We start from the raw sequence: 25,283 nt of genomic DNA on the forward strand, positions 1-25,283 counted from the left end.
TATCCTCAAACCTGTAATCTGCGGGTGTGGTTGTTGTCCCCTTTCCGTCAATGTACCCCACTTTTGACCATGTTCCGTCTAATACCTTTCTTTCTATTTCAAACCCTCTGTTGTTTGTTTCTCTTTCAGTCTTCCAGCTTAAGGATACATCACGCTTGTTTTCTATGTTCCCTGTAAATGATGCAAGCTGGACCGGAAGCGGGGTATCGGTTATTACCTCAAGTGTTCCCGTTGCTTGACTTGAACTCCATGGAGTTGCCGGGTCAAATGATGTTACTACAGTGCCTCCTACACCCGTAAGCCATGTCAGCCCGAAGTTTCCGCTGGTATTAGAAATTGTATATACCACAAACTGTCCGAGTTTATGCTTGCTCGGTGTTCCATCAATCTTTGCAATTCTTGAATTGAATTGTGTCTGGGTTGTAAACGTTGGCGGCTGCAAATTAATTATGAGCTGATTCACTGCAAGAAATGTCGGTGCAATATTTTCGTTATATGAAGTGGTTGCTGTTCCGTTTGAATTCCACAATTCATTCGACCCGTCTACGTACTCTATAGTTGACCCGGAAAAGTTTGCTACATTAAACGTAAACTTGAAATCAGAATTTGCAAGATATAATGGGCCCGTTCCTCCATCCTGCTGTAAGTACAGGTCAAAATACACACAGTTCCCGTATGTCGGATCTGAAAGAACTGCCTGTTGGTTTGTAATTGTTGCCTTGAACAACACCTGCGAAAACACATTCACGCTAATTATTAGCGTTATTACTGACACGAGAGAAAATAATTTAAATGTTTTCATGTTGTTGCTATTTAAATTGTTAATTTAATATTTATTTATGTGAATTTTATTCATTTATTATTGCTCTTTAATTTTCTTTTATATACTTCATATCATTTTTACAAACTTTTTACCAGTGAAAATCATTTTGCATCGTTTCTCACTTTTTTTTACTTTCTCACTGCTCGTAAAGTCACGCGTCACTGCTCTTCCATCAGCTACCAGCCATCAGCTGTTCTTATCTACTACTGCTTGTTGATTTTATTCCTTTTTGAATTCGAACCGTCAAGCTTTAAATCAAATCCTTTGTTCTTTTCTCTTTGGATTTCTTCATTACCTTTTTTCATGTTCATATTGTCACTTGCAGGTTTCTGTGCAGTTCTGTTCCTGTTATTCCAGCATATCGACCTATCCAGCGCTCCCACAGAACCATCACCGTCAAGGTCTGTTGAATAATAACCGCTTAAGTTCCTGTTGTTCCAGCAGGCTGACCTGTCAAGAGCTCCAACTGATCCATCCTGGTCGGCATCTCCGTTTATTATACAGTATTTTGTTCCTTTAAGAATCAGATTGCTTCCATATGCCTGTGTTATAGCTGTTGTGAAATCGTAACTTAACATTCCCGATACCTGACTGAATGAATTGCCTACTGCGCTCCATGTCTCAAGGCTGTTGCGGTGTTTAAATACTATCCAGTATTTTATCGAAGTACCTGTAAACTGGCCAGGGTATGCAGAGTAACTGTAAAATTCTGCCCCTCCAGTTGTGCTTGCACTGATAACAGTCTGGTCAATTAATGTGTATGGCGATGCTTCTGTTCTTAATTCTAAAGTGATTAAATCCGATACCATTGTGTTGGAAACATCATTATAGAATCCTGCTATTAATGCCTTTACATCAAGTCTCATCTTTTTCAACGGTGCTGTCTGGTCTGTTAGTGCAAATTCTGAGTAAAATGATGAGCCTCCGAAGTCTGTAAGTCCTGTAACTGTTACCGTTCTGTTTGCCCAGTTAACATTTGACTGGTATTCTCCTGTTCCTCTCGAATATGGTGTCCAAGTATGATTATTAGGGTCATACTTTGTCATTATTAGATTATTCTCAGGATCTGTTATACTGCCAAGTTCTTCATCTCCAAAGTATAGCGTTACAGCAAATGGCAACGAAGGTTGCGCGTCAACCGTTACTTTCCAGTACCCTGTGCCATATTTTGCGGGATTTATCCAGCTCGTTGTATCAACTTCATGCAATTCCGATCCGCTGTATTTCTGAACATTAACGTTTGCTGGCAATGATTCTGGATTCATAACTGTCTTCCATGATAATGCTCCCGAATGAAGTTTGTTCTCTTTCTTCTGCTTATTTTCAATTTCTTTCTTTATGGGTTTTTTATTCTCTTTGACGGATTCTCCCCACAGAATATTCAGTATGTTACGCTCTGACTGTGCATAAAATGTTGTATCCCCAGGAACAGGGCTCCCTGATGCCGAGGCTACTGGCGGAGCAACAGTAGAAGTAAATTCATACGCTCCGATACAGATTGATCCTCCTGCAACAGTTGTGCTTCTCGGCAGTCCGCGGATATCATTAGTAATAAAAGACAATGGGTATCCTTTTCCGTATAGGTTCCAGCTGTTAACAGATGTGGTATCAGGCAAAAGATTTGACGCCGAAATAAATCCCGGGTCGCCAAAATATGAATTCTTTTCTTTCCCTGTTACTTTTTGCCAGTTTGATAATGTTGAACAATTTTGAAGTGCAGCATAACCTATGTAATTATTTGTTTCTGAAACAGTGTAATAAGTATTGTGATTTAATTGTATTGGCGGGGACCCTCCTAAAAATATACAATATCTGCTGGAACCACTGTTTCCGGAAGAATAATTTGCAAATGCATTATTCATTATATTTGTACTATACCCGGGACCTGAACTATTATAGTAAAATACAGTTGATGACACTTTTGAATCTTCATCTATCCTTGCTGAATTGTTATATGCATTTACATCAATATGTTCCGTGTATATTCCATAAACGCAATTGGTATAACTTGGATTCTGAATATTCCAGTGATTTATTGCATAAATGATATTATTATTAATATTAATAACTGCTGCGGTATCCCAAGCCACGACATATATTCCGAAAACAGGTATTGAATAATGTGGTGACATAGTTTTAATATCGTGAACCATGCAATTAAATATTGATGAATTTCCCCCGCATAAAGATACATTAATTCCGTACACCTCATCATTATCCCTGTCTCCCAGGCAATTCCTGATTTCAGTATTGAATATTTTAAAATCATTCTGATATTTAAGGTTTATTCCATAAACATCATTTAAATTATCACTGCTGCTTATTGCACCAAGCACAGGAGCTCCGATCCTGGTTCCGATGCTTTCGGATGTGCTTCCTATTTCGCAATTTGAATCTTTATAAGTTATATCTCCGTACAGCCATATACCGTATCCTGCTTTTTGTACAGTGATATTATAATATTTATTATTTGAGTTTGTACCCGAATTTGAAGACGGTGTAATTCCATAACCATCGTAAATATTTGTTGACTGAAGAATACCAACTGAAAATTTGTAAATACCAGTATCACCGACAACAGAATTTTTAATCGTATTATTATTCGCACCGTCTGTTTCGGTTGCATTATTAATCAAATAACCATAGTCGAGAAGGCTTGAATTTGGTATGATATCGATTCCGTCAATCATAATGTAATCCCCGCCCTGTATCATAATACCTGCATCTTCTGAATATACATTATAATGAGTCGGTTTGATTAAAGGTTTTGAACCTGTATTATCCCTCTGAAAAATAATCGGATTTTCGGATGTTCCCGATGACCGTATGGCAGGACAATTCTCAATGAAAGTACATCCGTCTTTTATATTGAATGTAACGCCTCCTGTTCCAACACACTTTAAGTTTAAATCATTTATTGCAGATGTGAACGAAGAATAATTATTTTCTCCGCTTCCTCCAGGGTCAATTGTTTTTATTCCACTCAGAGGTCCATCTATATTGTAAATTGCTACCTGGTCAATACCTATATCACCGCTTCCTGAACTGACACGCGACGCAGTGAATTTTATTTTTATGTTATGCGAATTTATTGTGTTCAGAGCAACCGTAAATAGCGTCCAGCGTCTTGATATCTTTAAACATATTAACGATGTATCATAAGTAATTCCTCCGTCCGTGGATAGAAAAATATTTAGATAATCGTTTCCGTTACCATTTACATAATAGAATTGTAATTTTTAATACCCGGATACGACGAAAAATCTATTACCGGGGTTATCAAGTCCCCGTTACCAGCTGTTCCGTCGTAAGAATGAAATCTTGCCGATTGTGAAGTACTGTCAGCACCATTAGGGGGGCCATAAGAGCCATCGGAGCTTGTCCATCCGGTTGAATAATTATTCATATGCCATTCGTTATCACCTGTCTGAGGACAGGACCAGGCAGGATTTAATGTTGAAGGTGTTGTCCAGCTGCCTTCAAAATCCTCTTTAAAAATAATGAATTCATCCCGATAACAATAACTGTTCGGATTTGGCGGATGTGCAGTGATTGTATTAACATCCGTAGCTTCTACGCCTGAAGGATTTGAGCCAACGTTGGGAAGTATGATATTATCCTGTGCAATCACATAATAATAAACACTGTCACTTGAATTCAGCTGCCCGATTAACGATGTATCTATAGTAAAGTTCCAATTTTCCGTTGCTCTGTTTTCAGGATACTTTAACTCAGAATTTGACATCCGTATATTGCTCTTGTTTTCCTGATATTTTGAATTCCGTTCCGATAATCTGATATTGCTAATGTTTTCTGTCTGTTTTGAACCCTGTGTTGATACCCAGGAACCATAGTAATTCTTCTTGAAATAAATTCTCGGTTGATAAGAACCTGATTCAGGTACACCAGACGCATCGGAAATTGCTGTGATCAGTGTCCTGTTGCCTCTATATATCGTGTCTGACAGCAGAGTATAAGTAATAACAGGGGCAATTGTATCTCTAACAATAATTGTATAACTGTTCGGATTAGGCGGATGTGCAGTGATTGTGTTTACATCCGTTGCTGTTACCCCAGAAGGATTTGCACCGATGTTGGGCGGAGTTGATATATCCTGTGCAATCACATAATAATAAACACTGTCACTTGAAAACAACTGACCGATTAACGATGTATCTATTGTGAAATTCCAATTTTCCGTTACTCTGTTTTCAGGATACTTTAACTCAGAATTTGACATCCTTACATTGCTCTTGTTTTCCTGATATTTTGAACCCAGTTCAGATAAACTGATATGACTAATGTTTTCTGTCTGTTTTGAACCCTGTGTTGATACCCAGGAGCCGTTGTAATTCTTCCTGTAATATATTCTCGGCTGGAAAGAACCTGTTTCCGGAATACCTGAAGTATCGAATATTGTTGCAGTCAGTGTCCTGCTGTTCCTTGAAATGGTATCTGAAAGTGTAGTGTATGTAATGACCGGAGCAGTAAACTCATTACCTTTCTCATATGCACCTATTGATGGATTAGTACTGCTTCTTAATGTACCAAGATAATCATTTGTAATGCCTGTTACAGGAATTCCAACCGAAATAACAGGTGAATTCTGTTGCGGTATTAAAACAGTATCCGATTTAAGTACAGGATTTACGGATAAAGAATTACTGTCAGATGATAATGCAGCTTTCCATTCCTCAATTGTAATTTTATCAGCACCGTTATAATATCCTAACTTTCCATAAGGACCTGAGGCATAATAATCATTATAATTTATTTCACTAACTGAAGATGCGGACAATAGATATATTGCATACGATTTTGTACCGATTCCACCTGTCATTGAATTACATAACAAATTATCGAAGACACTACAATTAAGGTTCGCAGATATATAAAGAGAGTAAGATGACGTCGAAACATTGTTAATAAACTGACCGAATAAATTTACAGTGTTATAGTATATTTTATGATTATTACCTGCATTGATATTTATCCCTTTAACAGCATCAGAATTTCGATTGGAGTTAAGGTCATAAATAATATTATTGTATATAGTTATTGAGGTATCTTTTGAATCCCATATATCAATTCCAAAAGCAATTTGGTTTGAATTAAACATTCTAAAACCATGGATATTATTTGCCGATATATCAGCATAAGTTGTATAACCTATTGATATACCTCTTATATCATTAAAATTATCATCCGATCTTATATTGTATATTGTATTTTGTTTTATTTCAGGATTTAGGCAACCATTTATATCAATTCCTGAACGGGTAACAAAGTAAGCAGAATCATCAGAGCCAATATAATTTCCTATAATTTTCAGATTATCACTAAGACCATTTGAAAAACTTTCCAGATATATTCCGTATTCACACCTCGATATATTGTTATTTAAAATCACAATCCCATCATTATTCATTCCTTTCTGTTCGTCTAAAATATCAGGTCCTCCTATAAAAATACCACTGCTAATTTCTCCTACTGCTCCTACTATAATGCAATTCCTTACTGTATCATTTGTCACTCCGTTCGAATCCCCGATAAAATGAATTGCAGCTGTGTATGCTGATGTAGAATTATTTCTAATTGTTAAATATTTGCCTGAACCGTTATAACTCCCGTCAAGTGTAACTCTGTCACTATTATTAAATCGAATCAGCCCATTTCCACAGGAACCTGACAATGTTCTAGTAACAGCGGAATCCGGCTGGATTTTAATGTAATATTCTGCTTCCTCCTTCGTTTGATTTAAAGCAACGGTTCCGGGTTCGGTAATGTCTGATGTTATTTTTATTATCAGGTTTCCTCTTACAATTTCATTATTAATTGCGTTAAAAAGTCCATCGGAAGCGGTAAGAGTTGTATATCCCTTTCCCACACCAACTAATATTATATTAGAAATTCCGTAATTATTTATTGTTCCAACAATAGGATAAGCAGAGGATTCCAGATTCACACCTGATTGAGTTATACTGAATATTCCATTGTTAATACTTACATTCGGAACCGGTTCCAAATCCTGTGCTACTACAAAATATTGAATGACATCTCCTGAATCTACAGTCCCATCGGGATAAAGTTTTGAATAATCAATAATAAAGCTATATGGTGTAGAAGTATTTGTTGCTTCAGTCCATTTCCAGCCATTATTTATATTTGAATTTCCTGAATAAGAATTGTTATCTGAAGAATTTTTGTAATATATTCTGGGACGTTTTCCTGATGCTGTATCCACCCCCGATGAATCAGAAATCTGTGCAAAATTGTCAAGAGTTAAATTTGAAAACGAATTTTGTCTTAATATCTTGGTATATGAAATTACCGGACCTGACAAATCCCTGCTTTTTTCGTATGCACCTATTGATGGAGTGAATGTATTTCGAAGTGTATCAAGATAATCAAAATAATATCCAGATAAAGGTGTTCCGGCATTCAATAAAGAGGAATATAACTGCGGAATTAGATTTGTATCATTGTTATAATTTGGATTTACTGAAATTGAATTGCTGTCTTTCGGTACAACTGCTTTCCAGTCTGCAAGCGTAGTTTGATAATTTGAATTATAATATCCCACATAACCGTTAGAACCGCTTGTATAATAATCATTATAATTAATATTATTATTTGTAAAACTGCAGTTTGCATATATTATTGAATTTCTGATACTGGTTGACTGGAAACTGGCAAATGAATTGTTTTTTATATCGCAGTTTGAGACACCTGAACCCAGCCAAATGGTATAGACATAGTTACTTTGAAGCTGGTTAACATTTGTTGAATTGTAATATACAGAAATATCCGATCCGCTCTCTATTTTTATAACATATGTGTTATTGTCAGGCGTGTTATTGTAATCTCTAAAATCATATAAAATATTATCATAAATTTTTATATCGCTGTTTCCTGAATCGCCCCATAAATCAACACCCGTTCCCTGAACTGCCTGTATTGAGTTCTTGAATATTTTTACATCGTTTACCGAAGCCATTGCTATACCTTTTGACGGTGATTCATAGTGCAAATTTAAAATTTTATTGTCAGAGATAACAACAGTTGAACAGTATCCAATATTAATTCCAGAATTAGTAATAGATTTTTCATCAGTGTATGAACCTATTGTATTTCCCTTGATACACAGATTACTTATTACTGTATCAGGAAATCCTCGAACAAAGATGCCGTTATAGCAACTGGATATAATATTGTTTAATATCGCAATACTATCAGTTTTACCTCCAAAATAATATGAAGCGCCTCCCAGATAAATACCGTTATAAGGATATTCATAATCTGAGCTTTTTATTGTCTCGATATTACAATTTTTAATAGTATCTTTTGTAGCAGCATTTAATTTTGTCTCTAAAACCGAAGCGATTTGTATTGCTGCAGTATTACGAGTTAAACGATTTGTGTTTTTTATTGTAATATAATTTCCCGAGCCGTCATAACTCCCGTCAATAGTTACTCTGTCAGCAGCAAATAATTTTATTAATCCTTTATCGCAGGAACCGGATAATATTCTGTTTACAGGTGAATCAGGTTTGATTCTTAAAGAATAATTATTGGAAAATTCGTATAATGGATAAGTTCCGGGTTCAGTAATATCTGAAACAATGAATGCAGAAATATCTCCATTAACTATACCATTATTAATTGCCTGGAATAATCCTCCTTCTCCTGTGAGGGTAGTATAATACTGCCCAATACCAACATTGAATGTTCCTGATATGGATAATATTACTGAAAAGGAATCAAGTTTTCCTTCCATCGGGAAATTAGCAGGATTAAGGTTAATATCAGTCGGGGCTGAATCCAGCACTCCTTTATAATAACTGATATTTGCAGGGTTGTTTTGGTCTTCCGCAACAATAAAATAAATGATCATATCACCACGGGAAACCTGTCCGTTAGGGTAAAGAAGAGAATAATCAATTATATAACTAAAGGGTGAAGTCGTATTCGTCGCCTCCGTCCATTTCCATCCGTCATTAGAAGAGGAATTACCTGCATAAGTATTACTGTTGACGGATTTTCTGTAATAAATTCTTGGTCTTTTTCCTGAAGATGTATCTACACCGCTTGTATCAGATATGAAAGCAAAATCAGTCAATATTCTGTTGGTTGTGTCATTCTGGACGGATAAAGGTGTATATGTTATTAAAGGTCCGTAAAAATCAACACCTTTTTCATAAGCACCAATCGAAGGATGAATCGCGTTCCTTAACGAATCAATATAATCATCAGTTATTCCGGTAACAGGTATTCCTGCCGATATTAGTGGTGAACTAATATACGGAATAACATTATTTGATTTGAAAACAGGACCTTTAGATATAGAATTACTATCCTCCTGAACAGATGCCTTCCATTCCGCAAGAGAATATTTATCAGTACCCTGAAATTTTGCTATCCGGACTCCGGAATCTCTTGTGTAATAATCATTATAATTAATATTGTTATTCCAATCTGAAAACGAGCATTCAGAAATGATTGCATAAGCATAAATGCCACTAATACTATTGTGAGAATTTATTAATACATTATTTTCTATATCGCAATTTGTTATTCCGGACCCAAGAAATAAAGCGGAGGATAATACTTCTAACTTTGTAAGATTACTTAAATTTACTGTGTTATAATAAATTTTAACAGAATCTCCGTTCGCAATATTCAGTGCATTTACGTTACAATAATATTGACATTTAAAGTCAGATAAGATATTATTAAAAATCCTAATATTACTTATACCTGTCGACGACCATAAATCAATTCCCACAATATTATTGTAGTTTCTAAATACTTCAAAAGAGTGGATTATGTTTTTAAATATTTCGGCATCAGTAACATATCCAAGTGATATACCTCTAATCGTAATATCTTCACTGTAATCGGATATCATATTGTAAATATTATTTTTTGAAATAATCAGAGAAGTGCAGTATTTTATATCTAATCCATTCCGGGAAACACACAAATGTGAATAATCAGACCCTATTGTGTTTCCTGTTATCACCAGATTGTTAACTATGCCTGTATCTGCAACCCCATAAACAAAAATACCATTCTGACATTTTGATATATTATTATTTGAAATTACTATAAAATCATTATCATATCCTTTACCTGATGATGCGCAGGATGAATCACCGATAAATATACCGGAAGTAAACGTAATTAATGAACCTGCGGATAAATTACAATTTTTAATTGTATCATAAGTTGCTCCCAAATTATCTCCCATACTTGCAATTTGAACAGCAGCAGAATTAGCTGAGGAGTTATTATTTTGGATAGTCAGGTAATTACCTGAACCGTTGTAACTGCCGTCTATTGTAACCCTGTCGGCACCATATAATCTTATTAATCCTTTTGAACAGAAACCGGATAGAGTTCTATTCACAGGAGCATTGGGTTGTATTCTGATTTTGTAACCTGATTCTTCCTGTGTCTTACGCAAAGCAATTGTTCCGGTTTCGGTTAAATCAGATGTGATATTAACTATTAGATTCCCGGTAATTATACTATTGTTAATTTTATTAAACAATCCGTTCGCATCTGTTAATGTTTTTATCTCTTCCCCGATCCCCACATATACAGTTCCCTCAAGCCAATTTGGATTTGTCGTGAATTCAAATTCGTAAGGTCCTATACAGGTAGGACCGGTAAGCGGTGATGTGCTTCTTGGAATACCTCTGTAATCGGTAGGAACAATATCAAATGGTCTGCCTTTTTGATATAAATACTGACTTCTCGAATTTGTGCTGTCTATTAAAAAATCAGATGAGGAAATGAACGGAGGATATTCAGTATAGGAATCTATATCATTTGATGTTGCAGTTGTCCAATCAGATAATGTGTTGCGGTTTGCAGTTCCGTCATATCCTGCAATACAGCCGTTTCCGTTTATATATATATCATTATTATCGGAATTAAAATTATTCAGCATATTTACACTGTCAAGGTATAGCGCATAGTGTTTACCAGTACCCGCTCCGTTTGAACGTGTATTTATAAGTATATTATTATATACTGAATCATAACTCTGCCTGAATATATTGATACAGTACGAATTTCCGTTTATAATTCCCGACCCGCTGATTAAAACAAGATTGTTTAATATATTTATATAATTCAAATAACCACTGCTTGCAATTCCATAAACATATCCACGAGTATCGCTCGTATCAGGACATATTATATTATTAATAATATTAATCGTATCTTCTGCGGAGTTCACCAAAATTCCGTAATAGAAAGGAGAAAACCCCGAACTCTTGAAGTTATAAACCTTATTTCCGGATATGGTTGTATTTTTACATTCATATTGAAGGACAATTCCATATATTGTTTCATTAGTATTTGTTCGTGTCTGGTATATATTGTTACTCGTTATTTCAGTATTGTTAAAAAAATTACAAGAAATACCACAATATGAAAAATCAAAAATTTCATTCCTTATAATTTTGTTACTTGCTCCATATTTCAAAATATTTCCCATAAGAGATATCCCGAATGACGCCGCCGTATCTCCACCGTAAATCGAGCAATTCTCAATCACATTATTATTATATCCTGTTGCAATAATTGAATCTGAAAAAAATATTATCCCGTTGCTGCTGAGAGATGAACCGATTATATTGCAATTGATTATGGTATTGTAAGAAGCATCGTTCTTAAAACAAATTGTTACCCCATTATTTTCGCTTGTGCTTGTATTCTTAATAAAAAGATTCTTACCTTTTCCACCGTTTGACCCGTCAATTATTATATACTTACATTGATTCAGGTCCAAAATTCCACTCTCATTATTTCCACGGATTTCAGGTGATACACCAGAGTACGGCTTCAGTGTTAAAGTATTTGTTACTCCCGAGCCCGGTATCGAATCAATCTTCAGTGGAAAAGTTTCACCTGTTGAATACAATGTATCAATAAGTAGAAACCTCACTGTACCTGATATTCCCCTTGTTTTTGCATCACTAAGGGCTTCGGTTATTGTTGAGTAGTTTGATGCTGATGAAATACCGACTGTGTAATCTCCGGATGTCAGCGGAATGTTTAACAGCGGCTGATCGTTGTCAGTAAAAGCAAACCTAACATTGTCAATTTTGGTCAGACCATTTACAGTTATGGTTTTAGAAGAATGATCAACAATACTTACCCAGTTGCCCGAATATCCCCTGTAAAACGGTTTCCACATTTTTCTTTTAATGTCATACATTGCAAGAATGATATTGCTTGTATCCGTTATATTTCCAAGTTCGTGATTACCCCAATAAACTTTTATGGAATAAGGTGAAGCAGGATCGCGGTCAGTATCAACATAATAATACCCTTTCCCTATTTTTGCAACAGGAATATTGGCAGTATCTGGCGGAGTCTGCCCGCTGTAATACTGAAGCGATACGGTCGAAGGGAGCGTCAAAGGAGCCTGCCTGTTCTGAGATTTATTAATAGATTTTGATTTGGGTAATCCTCCTGATTTTAAAGTTTTATCCGATGCACCCCAGATAATTTCAAAAAGTTTTCTGTCTGACTGCGAATAAAAAGTTGTTCCTCCGGGTGAAGGCGCACCGGATGCAATTGTGACAGGAGGAGTTGTCAAAGTCGCAAATTCATATGCACCCAAACATATGGGACCCGAGTTTATTGAATTACTTCTCGGCAGTTCCCTGAAATCAGATGTGATATTTTGCACGGGTATTCCTTTTTTATATACATTCCAGCATCCGCTGTTTGTACTGTCAATTCTCAAAGTGGAGTCCGCAAGAAAATACGGATTGCCGTTTACAGAATAATTGTCCTGCCCAGTAGTTGCTTTCCAGTCCGCCAAAGTCGTTTTATCCACTCCTCCGGATCCATAGACTCCGTAATACCCAAGTGCTCCTCCTGTTCCCGATACATAATAGTCATTGAAGTCTATTGTGAGACGACTGGTTGACCAAAGGCTGATTGCATAATGCTTTCCTGTTCCAGTTGCGTTTGAACGGGCATTAGAAAATATATTATTTTTTAAATGAAGTTTATAAGTACCTGCTCCTATCCATTCATAATGATGATATATTCCGAAGGTATTCGATGATGAGCCTGTTATGCCGCTGCCACCTATATAGACAGAGTTATTAATTATAAAAAGTGAATCCCCTCCTTTTCCGTCTAAATAAAAACCATAAATTCCGCAATTCTTTGATACATTTGTCCCGATGTTAATTATATTATTGTTAAAATGCCTGATTTCGGTTGTGCCAGAAGTACCTATATCAATTCCTTTTAAAGCCGCATTTGAAGCCGAAGCAGCTAAAGTCAAATTATAAATCAAATTACCACTGATTTTTGAATTTGCTGGATGCCATCCATTTACAAAATATATCCCTGTTACATTAACAGCTTTTGCTCCGGTATATGTGTTTGACAGGTCATAAATAATATTATTGCTTACGGTAAGTGTATCGGGAGAACCTGAATACGCCGCAATATCTATAATTCCTGCTATTGAAACACTACTTGCGTAACCGTCGTATTTCGACGAAGTACTCAATTTTCTTATTAGGTTATTTTTGATCGCATAAAAACCATACCTTTCATTCCTTATACCATAAACGGAACTATATGATGTACCGCTTTCATCATTGTAAAGATTGCTGATAGTGTTTCCCGTAATAATCAGATACCCGTCTGATACATTAAAGATACCTCCCAGATCCTGACGGTCTGATATTGTGTGATTAGTAATTGTATTTATGCTTTTTTCAGTTTCCAGGCTTCCTATTAAATTATTTGAAACTGTCGATGCAACAACTCCATTACTGATTTGTGTGTAAATTCCCCTGAAACTGTGTGTCCCGGTACTGATGTTTGTCACGGTTATTGATCCGATAACATTATTTGATAAATTGACTACAGATGAGCCTGTTGATATACTATATATACCCGAGGACCACCCGCCGGCTGCAGTACATGCTGACTGAAGTAATATAGAACCTGTACCCGTTGACGAACCTATATAATTCGGGGATGATGTTCCTACGTCAAATTTCCCGTCAAGGAAATAAATTCCGTTAAACATAAACCTCGACGATGAATTTAATGCGGCAATATTTTTAATTGTGTTGCCCTGAATGGATGTAGTATTTACTGTATTATTATTTATATAAATTCCGTAAAAACCATATCCTGTTCCGTTAGCATCAATGGTCAGTGCGCTATCGCCGCATTGAGGCCCCCTGCCTCCTATATAATTCCCTGAAATATAAAAATTATCCCCGTTGCCTTCATTTGCCAAAATATAAATAAAGTAATCTGTTAAAGATGCCGTTAAGGTTTTCGGTGAAGTTTCATAGAAACTGTTGTCTGATACTGTCCATTGAGTGCTGTATCTGTTTATATTTAATCCGTAATAACTCGCATCAAGACGCAGTATATCGTAAAAATTATTTGCAGTGATTATATTTCCGCTGTTCAGGCGTCCTGAAGTCCCTCCCGAATATATTCCGTTATTAGCACCGTTTGTTCCTTCTTTGGTAATATCGCAGTACTGAACAGTATTGTTATCATTGCCGTTTCCTGTTGATGAAGTAGAGAAAAAGATAATGCCTGCAGTTGTGCATGTAGTAGAACCTTTTATATAACAATACTTAACAGCATTATTCTCCGACGAATTAATAAACCTGATTGTGCTCGTTCCGTCAGCGCTTCCGTTATTTGAGTTTGAAATAACCAGATTTTTATTTCCCGATTGATTTACACGTCCGTCTATAGTAACATTATCCGCACCGTTCAGATTAATCAAAGAACCCGATATATTTCCACTTATTGAATAGCCAGAACCTGTCGGATACACAAGTACAGAAGTATAATTTGCAGAACTGGAGCCGCTTACATTGAGTACAGCCGTTTCGGCCTCTGTCAGACTGCTTGTAATCTGCAGAACAACAGCACCCGTTAGCGTTCCTGCATTTATTGCGTCGAATGCAGATTTAAGGGTTGGATATGTCTGTCCTGCACCTACGGGTGTCTGTGCTTCAGTAGAACTGATTGAAGATAACAAAATAAATATCAGAATTGTAATGCGAAAATAAGACAATAAATTATTTTGGCTGTTTGTTGAGCCGCAGAGGGAATTGATTCTTACTTTCATAGCATTTTAGTTTTAGTTTAATAAAATAATTTTATAAACCGCTTCTGTAATGCAGAATGTGATTATCAACGGTATTTAGATGAATATCCGTATGCCCCTACAATTATATCGGAATAACCATCTCCGTTTACATCTCCTGCAGTTGATACACAACGGCCAAAATAGTTATCTGTTGCTTCTCCAGTTAAAATAATATCTGCGTTAAAATGCTGTGTTAATCCGCCGTAGTATATATAAACTCTGCCGGTACTTGATGAATATATATATGCCCCTACTATAATATCATCATACCCGTCCCCGTTTACGTCTCCCGCATTCGATACTGAATTACCAAAATATTCACCCGTTGTCATACCGGTATAAGTTCTGACTGATGTCGCTTCTATCGGTAAGGAATCACCCGGATTTAACATTCCATTTTCACCTGCATCCCCGAATAATTCCTGCGGCCTGAATTCCTCCGGATTAAACCCCGCTGAAATCAGAGTCCTCCTCGAGTCATAATTCCAGTCCCCGTTCTCTATAGCATTACCTTTTTCCCCGCCCTTATTAATCAATGATAATGGTGACTTTTCTTTTTTCAGCTCTTTTGCTGCCGATTTAAAATCTAAACTTAATCCGGCGCCTTTATTACTCATTGCATATAATCCATCTTTGCAGGATTCTATACCGAACACAATTAAACCCAGTAACAAACATGTAATTAGTATACGAAGTAAAAAAAATCTTGTCTTCATAATTCAAATAATTAAGTTCATAATTATTGTTTGTTAAAATAATTTTTTGAACCAATCTTCATCATGTCAATTTTTTATATACATCACACGTTATTCTCGAATTAAGTCAGTTTGTATTAAATTTCTGAAATATGCTGTCAGAATGCTCTTCTATGCATGGGATTACCTGTAGAACAATAAAAACAAATAAGGTAACTGAAGCCGAAGCAAATAATACCGGTAACCTTCTTTGTACTGCAATTATATCATATCGGAATTTTAATATTTCTAAAAAATGAAGCTTGAATAGGACGGTATAATCGTGATAATAAAATGGCTCAAAATTGATATTAGGATGCGATACATTAGAAATGTCTGACTTTAGAAAACTTTCCATGATGTTATCACAAGTTTTCATCTATCACTTGATTACATCTTTTTGCCTTTTTAGTTTATAATAAACTAAAGTAAATTAGTCAGAGCGAATTACACGGATAATTACATCAGATACAGATCACAGATGAAATACTCCATTAACTCAAGGGAATATAACTTATTATTATCATTTTATCAAGCAAAATTTTTTACAGTCGGATTTTCTATTCTGAATCATGCTTCGCAATATCAATCATAAAACCTTCATTCCTAAATACCCCCTCCTACTTATAATCACAAAATTTTTCGAAATCGTGCCACGAAAACTCTCATTTTTAAAATATTTTTCACCTTAAAAAAATCTTTTCCGTAAAATAAATCCCTGTATCTCCTGTCTTTTATAATTCGTACAAAAAAATCGACAAAAATACTCTTTGTCCAAGTTTTGGTTTTTGTTGTGATTATTAATGAAAGGAGTGTGTAAAATATGGTAATAAAATTTCTCTGTTATTTTTTAAGTTTTTAATCCCCGAAAATGTGCTGAAATCACACTTTCATTTTTTCTTAATCTTTCGGTTATCTTGTACTCAGATTGGTCTCAAATTGGTCTCGAAAAATATCAATCTGTGTTTTGTCAGATTTCTGTTCAAAGCGCGCTCTTTGCCTGCCTTGGCAGGACTTGGCGGAATTATTGCTCTACTGCCCTTAAGTTTTAACTATATGTTTTTAAGTTACTTAATCGCGAGTGTTGTTTGTTTTTCTTTTCGAGTCGCTTTTATAATTATGCCTTGAAAAAATCGTATTTTAGTTATATCTTTATTGATTATGATTACAATACTTATAATATTTTTGGTGCTCGTTTGCATCTTTATGTCAGTAGCGGTGCTTCTTCAATCATCAAAGGGTAGCGGTCTTGTTGGACCGATTGCAGGTACGGGTGTTACGACTATGTTCGGCGCAAGAAGAACTTCAGACTTTCTGTCGAAGGCAACGATTGTTATGGCTGTCATATTTTTGGCAGGCTCTTTATTACTGAATCTTTACATCAGCAAAGGCGGAAGCAGTACGGGCGAGAGTATAATTCAGAGGAATGCAGGATCGCAGACTTTGCCGCCTCCAAGCGTTCCTAACCAACAGCAACAACAGCCGCCTGCAGGAGATCAGAATCAGCAACAAAATCAAAATACGCCATAGAATTGAAACTTGAAGTATAGACTAAAGTTTGGGAAACCTGTTAAAAGCATCTTGCAGACGCAGGATGCTTTTTTCTTTTTGGGGTGTTTAATTGTTTTTCTGATGTTCAGCGGTGAGTCGAAAGCACAGCAGAAATTCTTTAATAGCACTCTTCCCGAATCAATGTATGAATTGAATGATTTTTTACTGAATGATACCATTACGAAAAAAGATACTGCGTTCACGTTTAAGATGACAAGGTCGCCCGGAAGGGCTATGCTTTACTCTGCCGTTATTCCGGGAGCAGGTCAGTTTTATAATGAATCATACTGGAAGATACCTATTATATGGGGTATCGGCGGATATTTTGTTTACGAGATTATAAAAAATAACAATAATTACATTGACTACAGGGATTTATACGCAAATTCACAAACGCCTGAAAATCCAAACGGGGATTTGCGTTACAAGAACTTGAGAGAATTTTATAGAGACCAAAGAGACCAGTTTTATTTGTATGCAGGACTGGTTTACCTGATTAACCTTGTTGATGCTTACGTTGACGCTCATTTGTTCGATTTTGATGTAAGCGATAAGATTCAGGTTCAGGGTTTAAAAGGTAGTAACAGTTTAATGAATTTAAAAATTAATTTATAAAATTATGTGGGTTTACATAGATAAGATAGCCGGCTTTGTTGACAAGGAAGTTACGATTAAAGGATGGCTGTACAACATACGTTCTTCGGGAAAGCTTATGTTCCCTGAGTTTAGGGATGGTACGGGCTTAATACAGGGAGTCGTTGCTAAGAACAGCGTTAGCGAAAAGATTTGGGAAGATTTCGGGAAATTGACTCAGGAATCTTCCGTCATCGTTACAGGCGTAGTCTCAAAACATCCTAAGAAGGAAAATGTTTACGAACTTCAGGTAAATGGTCTCGAGATTATATCAATTTCAGAACCCTATCCAATTACTCCGAAAGAGCATGGAGTCGACTTTCTCGCCGATAGAAGGCATCTATGGCTTAGGTCGCCAAAGCAGGCAGCTATTATGAGAGTAAGAAATGAGATTCTGCAATCCATACGTGAGTACATGTACAACAACGGGTTCATTCTTTTTGATGCTCCAATATTTACTCCTAATGCCTGCGAAGGCACATCAACACTGTTTTCGACCGATTACTTCGACCTTGGAAAAGCGTACCTTTCGCAGTCAGGACAGCTTTATGCTGAGTCGGGCGCACTTGCTTTAGGAAAGGTATATACACTCGGTCCAACGTTCAGAGCAGAAAACTCAATGACAAGAAGGCACATGACAGAGTTCTGGATGATGGAGCCCGAGATGGCATACTTTGATATAGACGATAACATGAATCTGATTGAGGATTTTCTTTCATACGTCGTGCAGAGGGTTATTAAGAACAAGAAACAGGAACTTGATTTTCTCGGAAGAGACCTTTCAAAACTTGAAAAGGTAGTTAAGCCGTTCCCAAGAGTAACTTATGATGAGGCAGTTGAAATTCTAAGAAAGAAAGATATACCATTAATAAGAAAAACTGATAACGGAGAAGAGCAAATCCGTCCGTTCCCATGGGGAGAGGATTTCGGTGCACCGCATGAGGAAGCTATCGTTGAGGATTTTGATAAACCTGTTATGGTTCACCGCTGGCCTTCGGAAGCAAAAGCATTTTATATGAAACGTGACCCCGACAATCCGAAGGTAGCGCTCGGAGTTGATGTGCTTGCACCTGAAGGTTTCGGAGAAATAATCGGCGGCTCGCAGAGAGAAGACAATCTTGATTACCTTCTTGAAAGGATTAAAGAACATAACCTGCCGATGGAAGAATTTGAATGGTATCTTGATTTAAGAAGATATGGCAGCGTACCGCATTCAGGATTCGGTCTCGGCATAGAAAGAATGGTTAGCTGGATTTGCAACCTCGAACATATAAGGGAAGCCATTCCTTTTGCAAGAAGACCAAACAGAATTAGACCGTAGTTAGATTGTTTTGATGATTGTTATATGAGAACAATAATAATAGATGGAAATAATTTGATACATAAGATGCAGGGCATAAGGAAACTCTTTTCGGAAAATCCCGAAGCCGCTCAGCTCTCATTGTATGAATCAATTAAAGGAAGAATTAACAAAAATGACAAACTCATTCTGGTATTTGATGGATTCAGCAATATTAAATCCAAAAATATTTTGTTCTCAGGAGTAAAAAAAGCCGACGATATTATTCGCGCCTATATCGAAGAAAATTATAATAAGAATGCTGTAGCAGTTGTCTCGTCAGACAATGAAATATTAAGCATTGCAAGAGCATGCGGCTGTGAAATACTAAAATCTGAAGACTTTATCCAGGAGAGAAAGATTAAAAGCACGGATAACATAAACCACTATATGCCGAAAAAGGAAGATGAAAAACCCGATGGCATGAGTAAAAAAGATTTTGATTTCTTTAAAAAACATTTCAGTTAAGATATGAATATTGAAAGAGATAGCTCGGTAGAACTTCTCGAAGAATATATTGAGAATCAAAACCTGAGGAATCACTGTTACCATGTTGAGAAATGCATGAGATACTATGCGGGATTATTAAACGAAGATGCTGATTTATGGGGCACTGCTGGCATGCTGCATGACCTTGACTGGGAAAAATTTCCCGACACGCATCCAAACACGGCAATTCCCGTATTAAAGGATAAAGGTTACAACGAGAATATTATCAACGCAATACTCGGACATGCGTATCCCGAAAGAACTGACGTACCGCGTGATACAACTATGGCAAAGTACTTATTCGCATGCGATGAAGTTACGGGGTTTGTGCATGCCTACAGTCTTATGAAAGAAAATGGACTTCAGGACGTACAGGCTAAAAGCGTCATAAAGAAAATGAAAGACAAAGCATTTGCTAAAAATGTAAACAGGGATGATATAAGAAAAGGTGCTGAAGAAATCGGACTTACACTGGAGGAACACATAACAAACATTATTAACGCAATGAAAGCCAACTGATAATAAATATGAATGTAATTGAAATTAATTCGCTGACGAAACACTTTCCGGGAAAAAAGTTTTCGGGTGATAAAATAAAAGCTCTTGAAAAAGTCTCTTTCAACGTTGGAAGCGGTGAGATTTTCGGTCTGCTGGGTCCTAACGGTGCGGGCAAAACCACCCTTGTAAAGATTCTCCTTGGGATTACTTTTGCAACAAACGGAAATGCAAAGCTTTTTGATAAACCCGTTACTAACGTCAGAAATAAGAAAAGAATCGGTTACCTACCTGAAAACCATAGGTTCCCCAATTATTTATCGGGTGAACAGGTTATTGACTATTTCGGCAGATTAAGCGGTCTTACTAAATCAGACCTTGATAAGAAAACATACAAGTATCTTAAGATTGTCGGTATGGACCAGTGGGGTACTACAAAAATTAAGAAATACTCTAAGGGTATGCTGCAAAGACTCGGTCTTGCGCAAGCTATGATAAACGACCCTGACTTGATATTTCTTGATGAACCGACAGACGGAGTTGACCCTATCGGGAGAAAAGAAATCAGAGATGTACTCCTTGAATTAAAAAGTCAGGGTAAAACTATTTTCCTTAATTCACACTTACTTAGCGAAATTGAACTAATCTGCGATAAGGTTGCCATACTTAACAAAGGCGAACTCATTGAAGTTGGCAGCGTTGCTGATATTACGACTTCAAGCAATAAATACATTTTCATTACAAGCGATTTATCTGAAGATATAATGAACAAGATTCTAACTGAATACAAAGGTACACTTCACGGGAAAAATGAATTTGAATGCATAATAAATTCAGTGGAAGATGTTAACAAGATAATTGACTATCTGCGCTCATCAAATGTACTGATACACGGTGTGTACAAAGAAAAGAATTCACTCGAGAGCATGTTTATTAACTTAATTGAACAAAAGAATTAGGAGGATATTATGGTATTAGCAGCATTTATAAAAGGAGTTTTCAAAGAAGCACTTGCCAAGAAAATTTTACTCACTATTTTCGGATTCTTTTCTCTGTTAATTATTCTGTCAGTTTTTGCACTGACAAACTCAACGGTTGAAGGTATGCAAATGATGCTTGAATCGAGCGGCGGAAACAGCCTGAGAGAAGCAGTCCTGACTTTTCAGTCGTACATCGTCGCAGGTATTCCTATGTTTATGCTTGTATCGTCCATGTTGATTATTACATCTTCGTTCATTCCGGATATGCTGAAGAAAGGTCATATAGATTTACTATTATCAAAACCGATATCAAGAACAAAAATTATTATTGGACATTTCCTTGCCGCTACATTAATAGTGCTGATAGCATTCACATTTTTGATGGGTGCTATCTGGATACTCGTTTCATCAAAAACAGGATTCTGGAATCCTTCATTCTTGTATTCGATATTATGGTTCACGCTTATATTCAGCGTGCTGTATTCTGCGGTCATGCTTATAGGAATTCTTTCAAGAAGCACTATACTTACTATTATAATTAACATGCTTTTGTTCTTTCCGGTAAGTTTTCTGCTGTATCTTGCCAACACATATTTTCAGAGTGATGAAAAGAGCATAGTTTTTGGTCCTGTTGCAGAATCATTGCTGAAATTCTTTTATCAGATACTTCCTAAGCCTTGGGATATGCAGGATATAACCGTAAGTTTTGTTACTCAGAATGCTGTTGTTAATTATATGCCTCTGATTTCATCGCTGTTGTTTATGACGATTATGCTCGTGCTTTCAATCTGGTATTTTAATAAAAAAGATTATTAAAAAATATATATGAGAAAGAATATTTATATACATTGTTTCATATTTTTTGCGGCAATTATATTTTTCTCATGCGGCTCAAACCCAACACCTGAAAAGCTTCCGTTATCGGTTAAGAACAACTTAAACCTTCTTCCGGAAAAGCCGCAGTTCGTTATGTACATCAACTTCAAGTATTTAAGAACTACAGATTTCTGGAAACAAAACATCGCCGATTCAATGCTTTCGAGCGAAAACACATTCGGCAGTATCTTAAATGTGTTCAAGACTGCAACAGGAGCTACTATATCAGACGGACTTGATGAAATATTTTTCGCTAATTCATGGACGGGGCAAAATGCTATTGTCATGAAAGGTTCTTTTGACAAGACTAAAATAACAGTATATCTGAGCAATGATTCTCTTTTCGAAAAGATTGATGGTGCAAACGGGTTCAGCTATTATAAGCATAAACCCAGCAACACAGCTTTCTTTTTGAAGGATAATTTTACCCTCTGTGCAAGCAACTACACTGAACAGCTGACGAAGATGAAGGATATATCCGACACCTCAAATACAGGGCTTGTCAGAAACGATGAGCTGATGAAAGCAATAAATGCAATTATGTACAAAGAAAGTATGTGGCTTGTTTCTGCAGAGAAAATGTTTATAAGGGGAATATTTGCAAACTTTATTGATATAAAATCCGGAAAAGCTTTTGATAAGGAAGGCACCGATACTTCAGCAACACAGCAGAAAGCAGATTCTTTATCCAAAACTGATGATGTGATTTTGAACAGGCTTTACGAAAAAGTTAATTCAATTTCGCTTAACGGAAAGATTAAAGAAGAAGTTGAGCTTGTTCTGCAGTTTGAATGTGCGGACAGGGAATCGACACTATACGTTGATAAACTCTTTAACGGGATTATCGGACTCGCTAAGATTGCATCTGCAGGAAATAAAGACAAAAAGGATACAGCATTCGAAAAAATACTGAACGATATAAACCTTCAGAATTTTGAGAATACATTTCTGATTACTGTTAAAATTGACAGCACAAATATTCAGGATTTCCGGAACAACAATCTGCTTATTAATAAATGAGAAAATAATAAATCCCCGAATGAATTCATCGGGGATTGTTTATAATTAAAGCATCAAAATTATATCGCTATTGCATTCCTTTTCTTTTTAGCAAAGCATCGATTGTCGGCTTCTTGCCCCTGAAAGCTACGTAATTTTCCATCGGGTCGCCATTAGCACCTTTTGAAAGTACGTTATCTCTGTATAGTTTTGCAGTCTTCTTATCGAAAATTCCATTTTCAACAAATGCCTGAAAAGCATCTGCATCGAGTACCTGTGCCCATATATAGCTGTAATAACCGGCTGAATAACCCGAGTTAAAAATATGATTGAAGTAAGTGCTCTTGTATCTTGATATAATTTCAGGAATTAAACCAATATCTGATAAGACTTTTTCCTCATATCCGATAGGGTTTTGTGTGAGTTCTTCCGTTCGGGTATAGTAAGCCATGTCGAGATAGCATGCCGCAAGATACTCTGTTGTTGTGAATCCCTGATTGAACTTAGAGCTTTTATCCATCTTGTCAAGAAGTTCTTGCGGGATCATTTCGCCAGTCTTATAATGCTTTGCGTAGAATGCCATTACCTCGGGCTCGCCTGCCCAGTTTTCCATAATCTGTGAAGGCAGTTCAACATAGTCTCTTGAGACATTAGTACCCGATGTACTTTTGTAGATACACTTCGAAAGAAATCCCTGTAAGGCATGCCCAAATTCATGGAAAAATGTTGCTACTTCATCATATGTGAGCAAGGCAGGCATATCACCTGTTGGTCTTGTGAAATTGCAGACAACACCTATTATTGGATAAACATTCTTTCCATTAAGTAAATACTGGTCACGGTAATTATTCATCCATGCTCCTCCCCTTTTAGTAGAACGGGGATGCATATCAAGATAAAATATTCCAATGTATGAACCGTCTTCATCCTTTACTTCATAAGTTGTAACTTCTTCATGATATTTCGGTACATCGGTTTTTTCCGTGAATGTAATACCGAACAGTTTATTCGCAAGTGTAAATATTCCATTACGTACATTATTAAGCTCGAAATATGGCTTAAGCATTTCTTCGTCAAGGTCATATTTTTCCTTGCGGATAAGTTCAGTGTAGTATCTCCAGTCCCATGGCTGGACTTTAAACTTGGCTCCGCTTTTATCGATTATGGACTGAATGTCAGCAGTCTCTTTTTTAGCCGTTTCTATAGAGGGCTTCCATAGTTTATCTAAGAGATCGTACACTCCGGCAGGATTTTTTGCCATATTATCTTCAAGTACAAAATCAGCATGTGTTTTGTACCCGAGCAGATTAGCACGCTCCATCCTAAGATTAACAATTTCTTTTATTATCTCATTGTTGTCGTAAGCGTTGCCGTTATTTCCCCTGCTCATATAAGCACGCCATATTTTCTCTCTTAATTCTCTGTTTGCTGAATACTGAAGAAAAGGCATTACACTGGGATTCTGTAATGTATAAACCCATTTTCCTTCCATGCCTGATTTCTTTGCCGTTTCAGCTCCTGCATCAATAAGTGACTGCGGAAGTCCGGCTAATTCATCCTTGCTTTCGAGTATAAGTTTATACCCGTTAGTTTCCGCAAGAAGGTTGTCACCGAATTTTAATCCGAGTAACGAAAGTTTTTCGTTTATTTCTCTTAATCTTGCCTGTTTTACATCATCGAGTCCTGCTCCGCCCTTGACAAACCTGTCATAGGTATCCTTTAGCAATTTCGCTTGTTCAACGTTAAGAGGTTCTTTGTTTTCGTAAACATACTTTACTTTTTCAAAGAGTCTTTTGTTTAAAAGAATATTATCGTTGTGACGCGATAACAAAGGTGCAATTTCCTTAGCTGCTGCTTGCAATTCCTCGCTGGTATTTGCGGAACGCATATTGAAGAAAACACCTCCTACTTCAGATAGTAGGATATCACTGTTTTCAAGCGCTTCAATTGTGTTCGAAAAGTCAGGAATAGATTTTTCACTTACTATGCGCTCTATGATTTGTTCCTGCTGCTTTATACCCTCTTTAAAAGCAGGAAGATAATGTTCTACTTTAATCTTGTCAAAAGGGGGTGCATTGAAAGGTGTTTCGTAAGGTTTTAAAAACGGATTATCCTCCGCAAACACATTCATAATAAAAATAAATAAAATTGAAAAAATGTTAAATAATGTTTTCATGGTAACAATACTTTGAAATTT

13 protein-coding genes are annotated in these 25,283 nt (G+C 36.4%); 8 read left to right on the forward strand and 5 right to left on the reverse strand.

All coding sequences use genetic code 11. From position 1 onward, the window contains the following. From WC644_00005 to WC644_00020, 4 genes are all read right to left on the reverse strand, one after another. Window positions 1–802 (reverse strand): hypothetical protein (locus tag WC644_00005; GenBank protein ID MFA5010309.1); only part of this gene is annotated, 802 nt, incomplete at its 3' end. 224 nt (window positions 803–1,026) lie between these two features. Next, entirely contained in the window at window positions 1,027–3,537 is a 2,511-nt protein-coding gene (locus WC644_00010; GenBank protein ID MFA5010310.1) for a hypothetical protein, read from the reverse strand. 503 nt (window positions 3,538–4,040) lie between these two features. Continuing rightward, window positions 4,041–14,969: a right-handed parallel beta-helix repeat-containing protein gene (locus tag WC644_00015; GenBank protein MFA5010311.1), complete on the reverse strand. Its 10,929-nt coding sequence runs from the start codon at window positions 14,967–14,969 to the stop codon at window positions 4,041–4,043. Between the two features lie 65 nt (window positions 14,970–15,034). Next, window positions 15,035–15,664, reverse strand: a complete 630-nt coding sequence (locus WC644_00020; protein MFA5010312.1) for an integrin alpha — start codon at window positions 15,662–15,664, stop codon at window positions 15,035–15,037. A 1,221-nt stretch (window positions 15,665–16,885) separates the two neighbouring features. On the opposite strand from WC644_00020, the gene secG reads away from it, so the two are divergent. From secG to WC644_00060, 8 genes are read left to right on the forward strand one after another with little or no spacing between them, the layout of a single operon-like run. Then, window positions 16,886–17,254 carry a preprotein translocase subunit SecG gene (gene secG / locus WC644_00025; protein ID MFA5010313.1) on the forward strand — a complete coding sequence of 123 codons (369 nt, stop codon included), beginning with the start codon at window positions 16,886–16,888 and terminating at the stop codon, window positions 17,252–17,254. A gap of 9 nt (window positions 17,255–17,263) precedes the next feature. Further along, window positions 17,264–17,890: a DUF5683 domain-containing protein gene (locus tag WC644_00030; protein ID MFA5010314.1), complete on the forward strand. Its 627-nt coding sequence runs from the start codon at window positions 17,264–17,266 to the stop codon at window positions 17,888–17,890. A gap of 4 nt (window positions 17,891–17,894) precedes the next feature. Next, on the forward strand, window positions 17,895–19,229 hold the full coding sequence (asnS, locus tag WC644_00035) for an asparagine--tRNA ligase (protein MFA5010315.1): 1,335 nt from the start codon (window positions 17,895–17,897) through the stop codon (window positions 19,227–19,229). 24 nt (window positions 19,230–19,253) lie between these two features. Continuing rightward, complete coding sequence (locus tag WC644_00040; protein ID MFA5010316.1) at window positions 19,254–19,715, forward strand: NYN domain-containing protein; 462 nt, start codon at window positions 19,254–19,256, stop codon at window positions 19,713–19,715. Between the two features lie 3 nt (window positions 19,716–19,718). Continuing rightward, complete coding sequence (locus WC644_00045; GenBank protein ID MFA5010317.1) at window positions 19,719–20,255, forward strand: HD domain-containing protein; 537 nt, start codon at window positions 19,719–19,721, stop codon at window positions 20,253–20,255. A gap of 8 nt (window positions 20,256–20,263) precedes the next feature. Next, window positions 20,264–21,190, forward strand: a complete 927-nt coding sequence (locus WC644_00050; GenBank protein ID MFA5010318.1) for an ABC transporter ATP-binding protein — start codon at window positions 20,264–20,266, stop codon at window positions 21,188–21,190. 9 nt (window positions 21,191–21,199) lie between these two features. Beyond that, complete coding sequence (locus tag WC644_00055) at window positions 21,200–22,027, forward strand: ABC transporter permease subunit (protein ID MFA5010319.1); 828 nt, start codon at window positions 21,200–21,202, stop codon at window positions 22,025–22,027. A 9-nt stretch (window positions 22,028–22,036) separates the two neighbouring features. Beyond that, a complete protein-coding gene (locus WC644_00060) occupies window positions 22,037–23,107 on the forward strand; it encodes a hypothetical protein (GenBank protein MFA5010320.1) in 1,071 nt (356 codons plus the stop codon). Between the two features lie 67 nt (window positions 23,108–23,174). On the opposite strand, the gene WC644_00065 is transcribed toward WC644_00060, so the two are convergent. Further along, window positions 23,175–25,262: a M3 family metallopeptidase gene (locus WC644_00065; GenBank protein MFA5010321.1), complete on the reverse strand. Its 2,088-nt coding sequence runs from the start codon at window positions 25,260–25,262 to the stop codon at window positions 23,175–23,177. Between the last annotated feature and the right edge of the window lie 21 nt (window positions 25,263–25,283).

Source organism: Ignavibacteria bacterium (assembly GCA_041649015.1).
Classification (GTDB): domain Bacteria; phylum Bacteroidota; class Ignavibacteria; order Tepidaquicellales; family Tepidaquicellaceae; genus CAIKZJ01.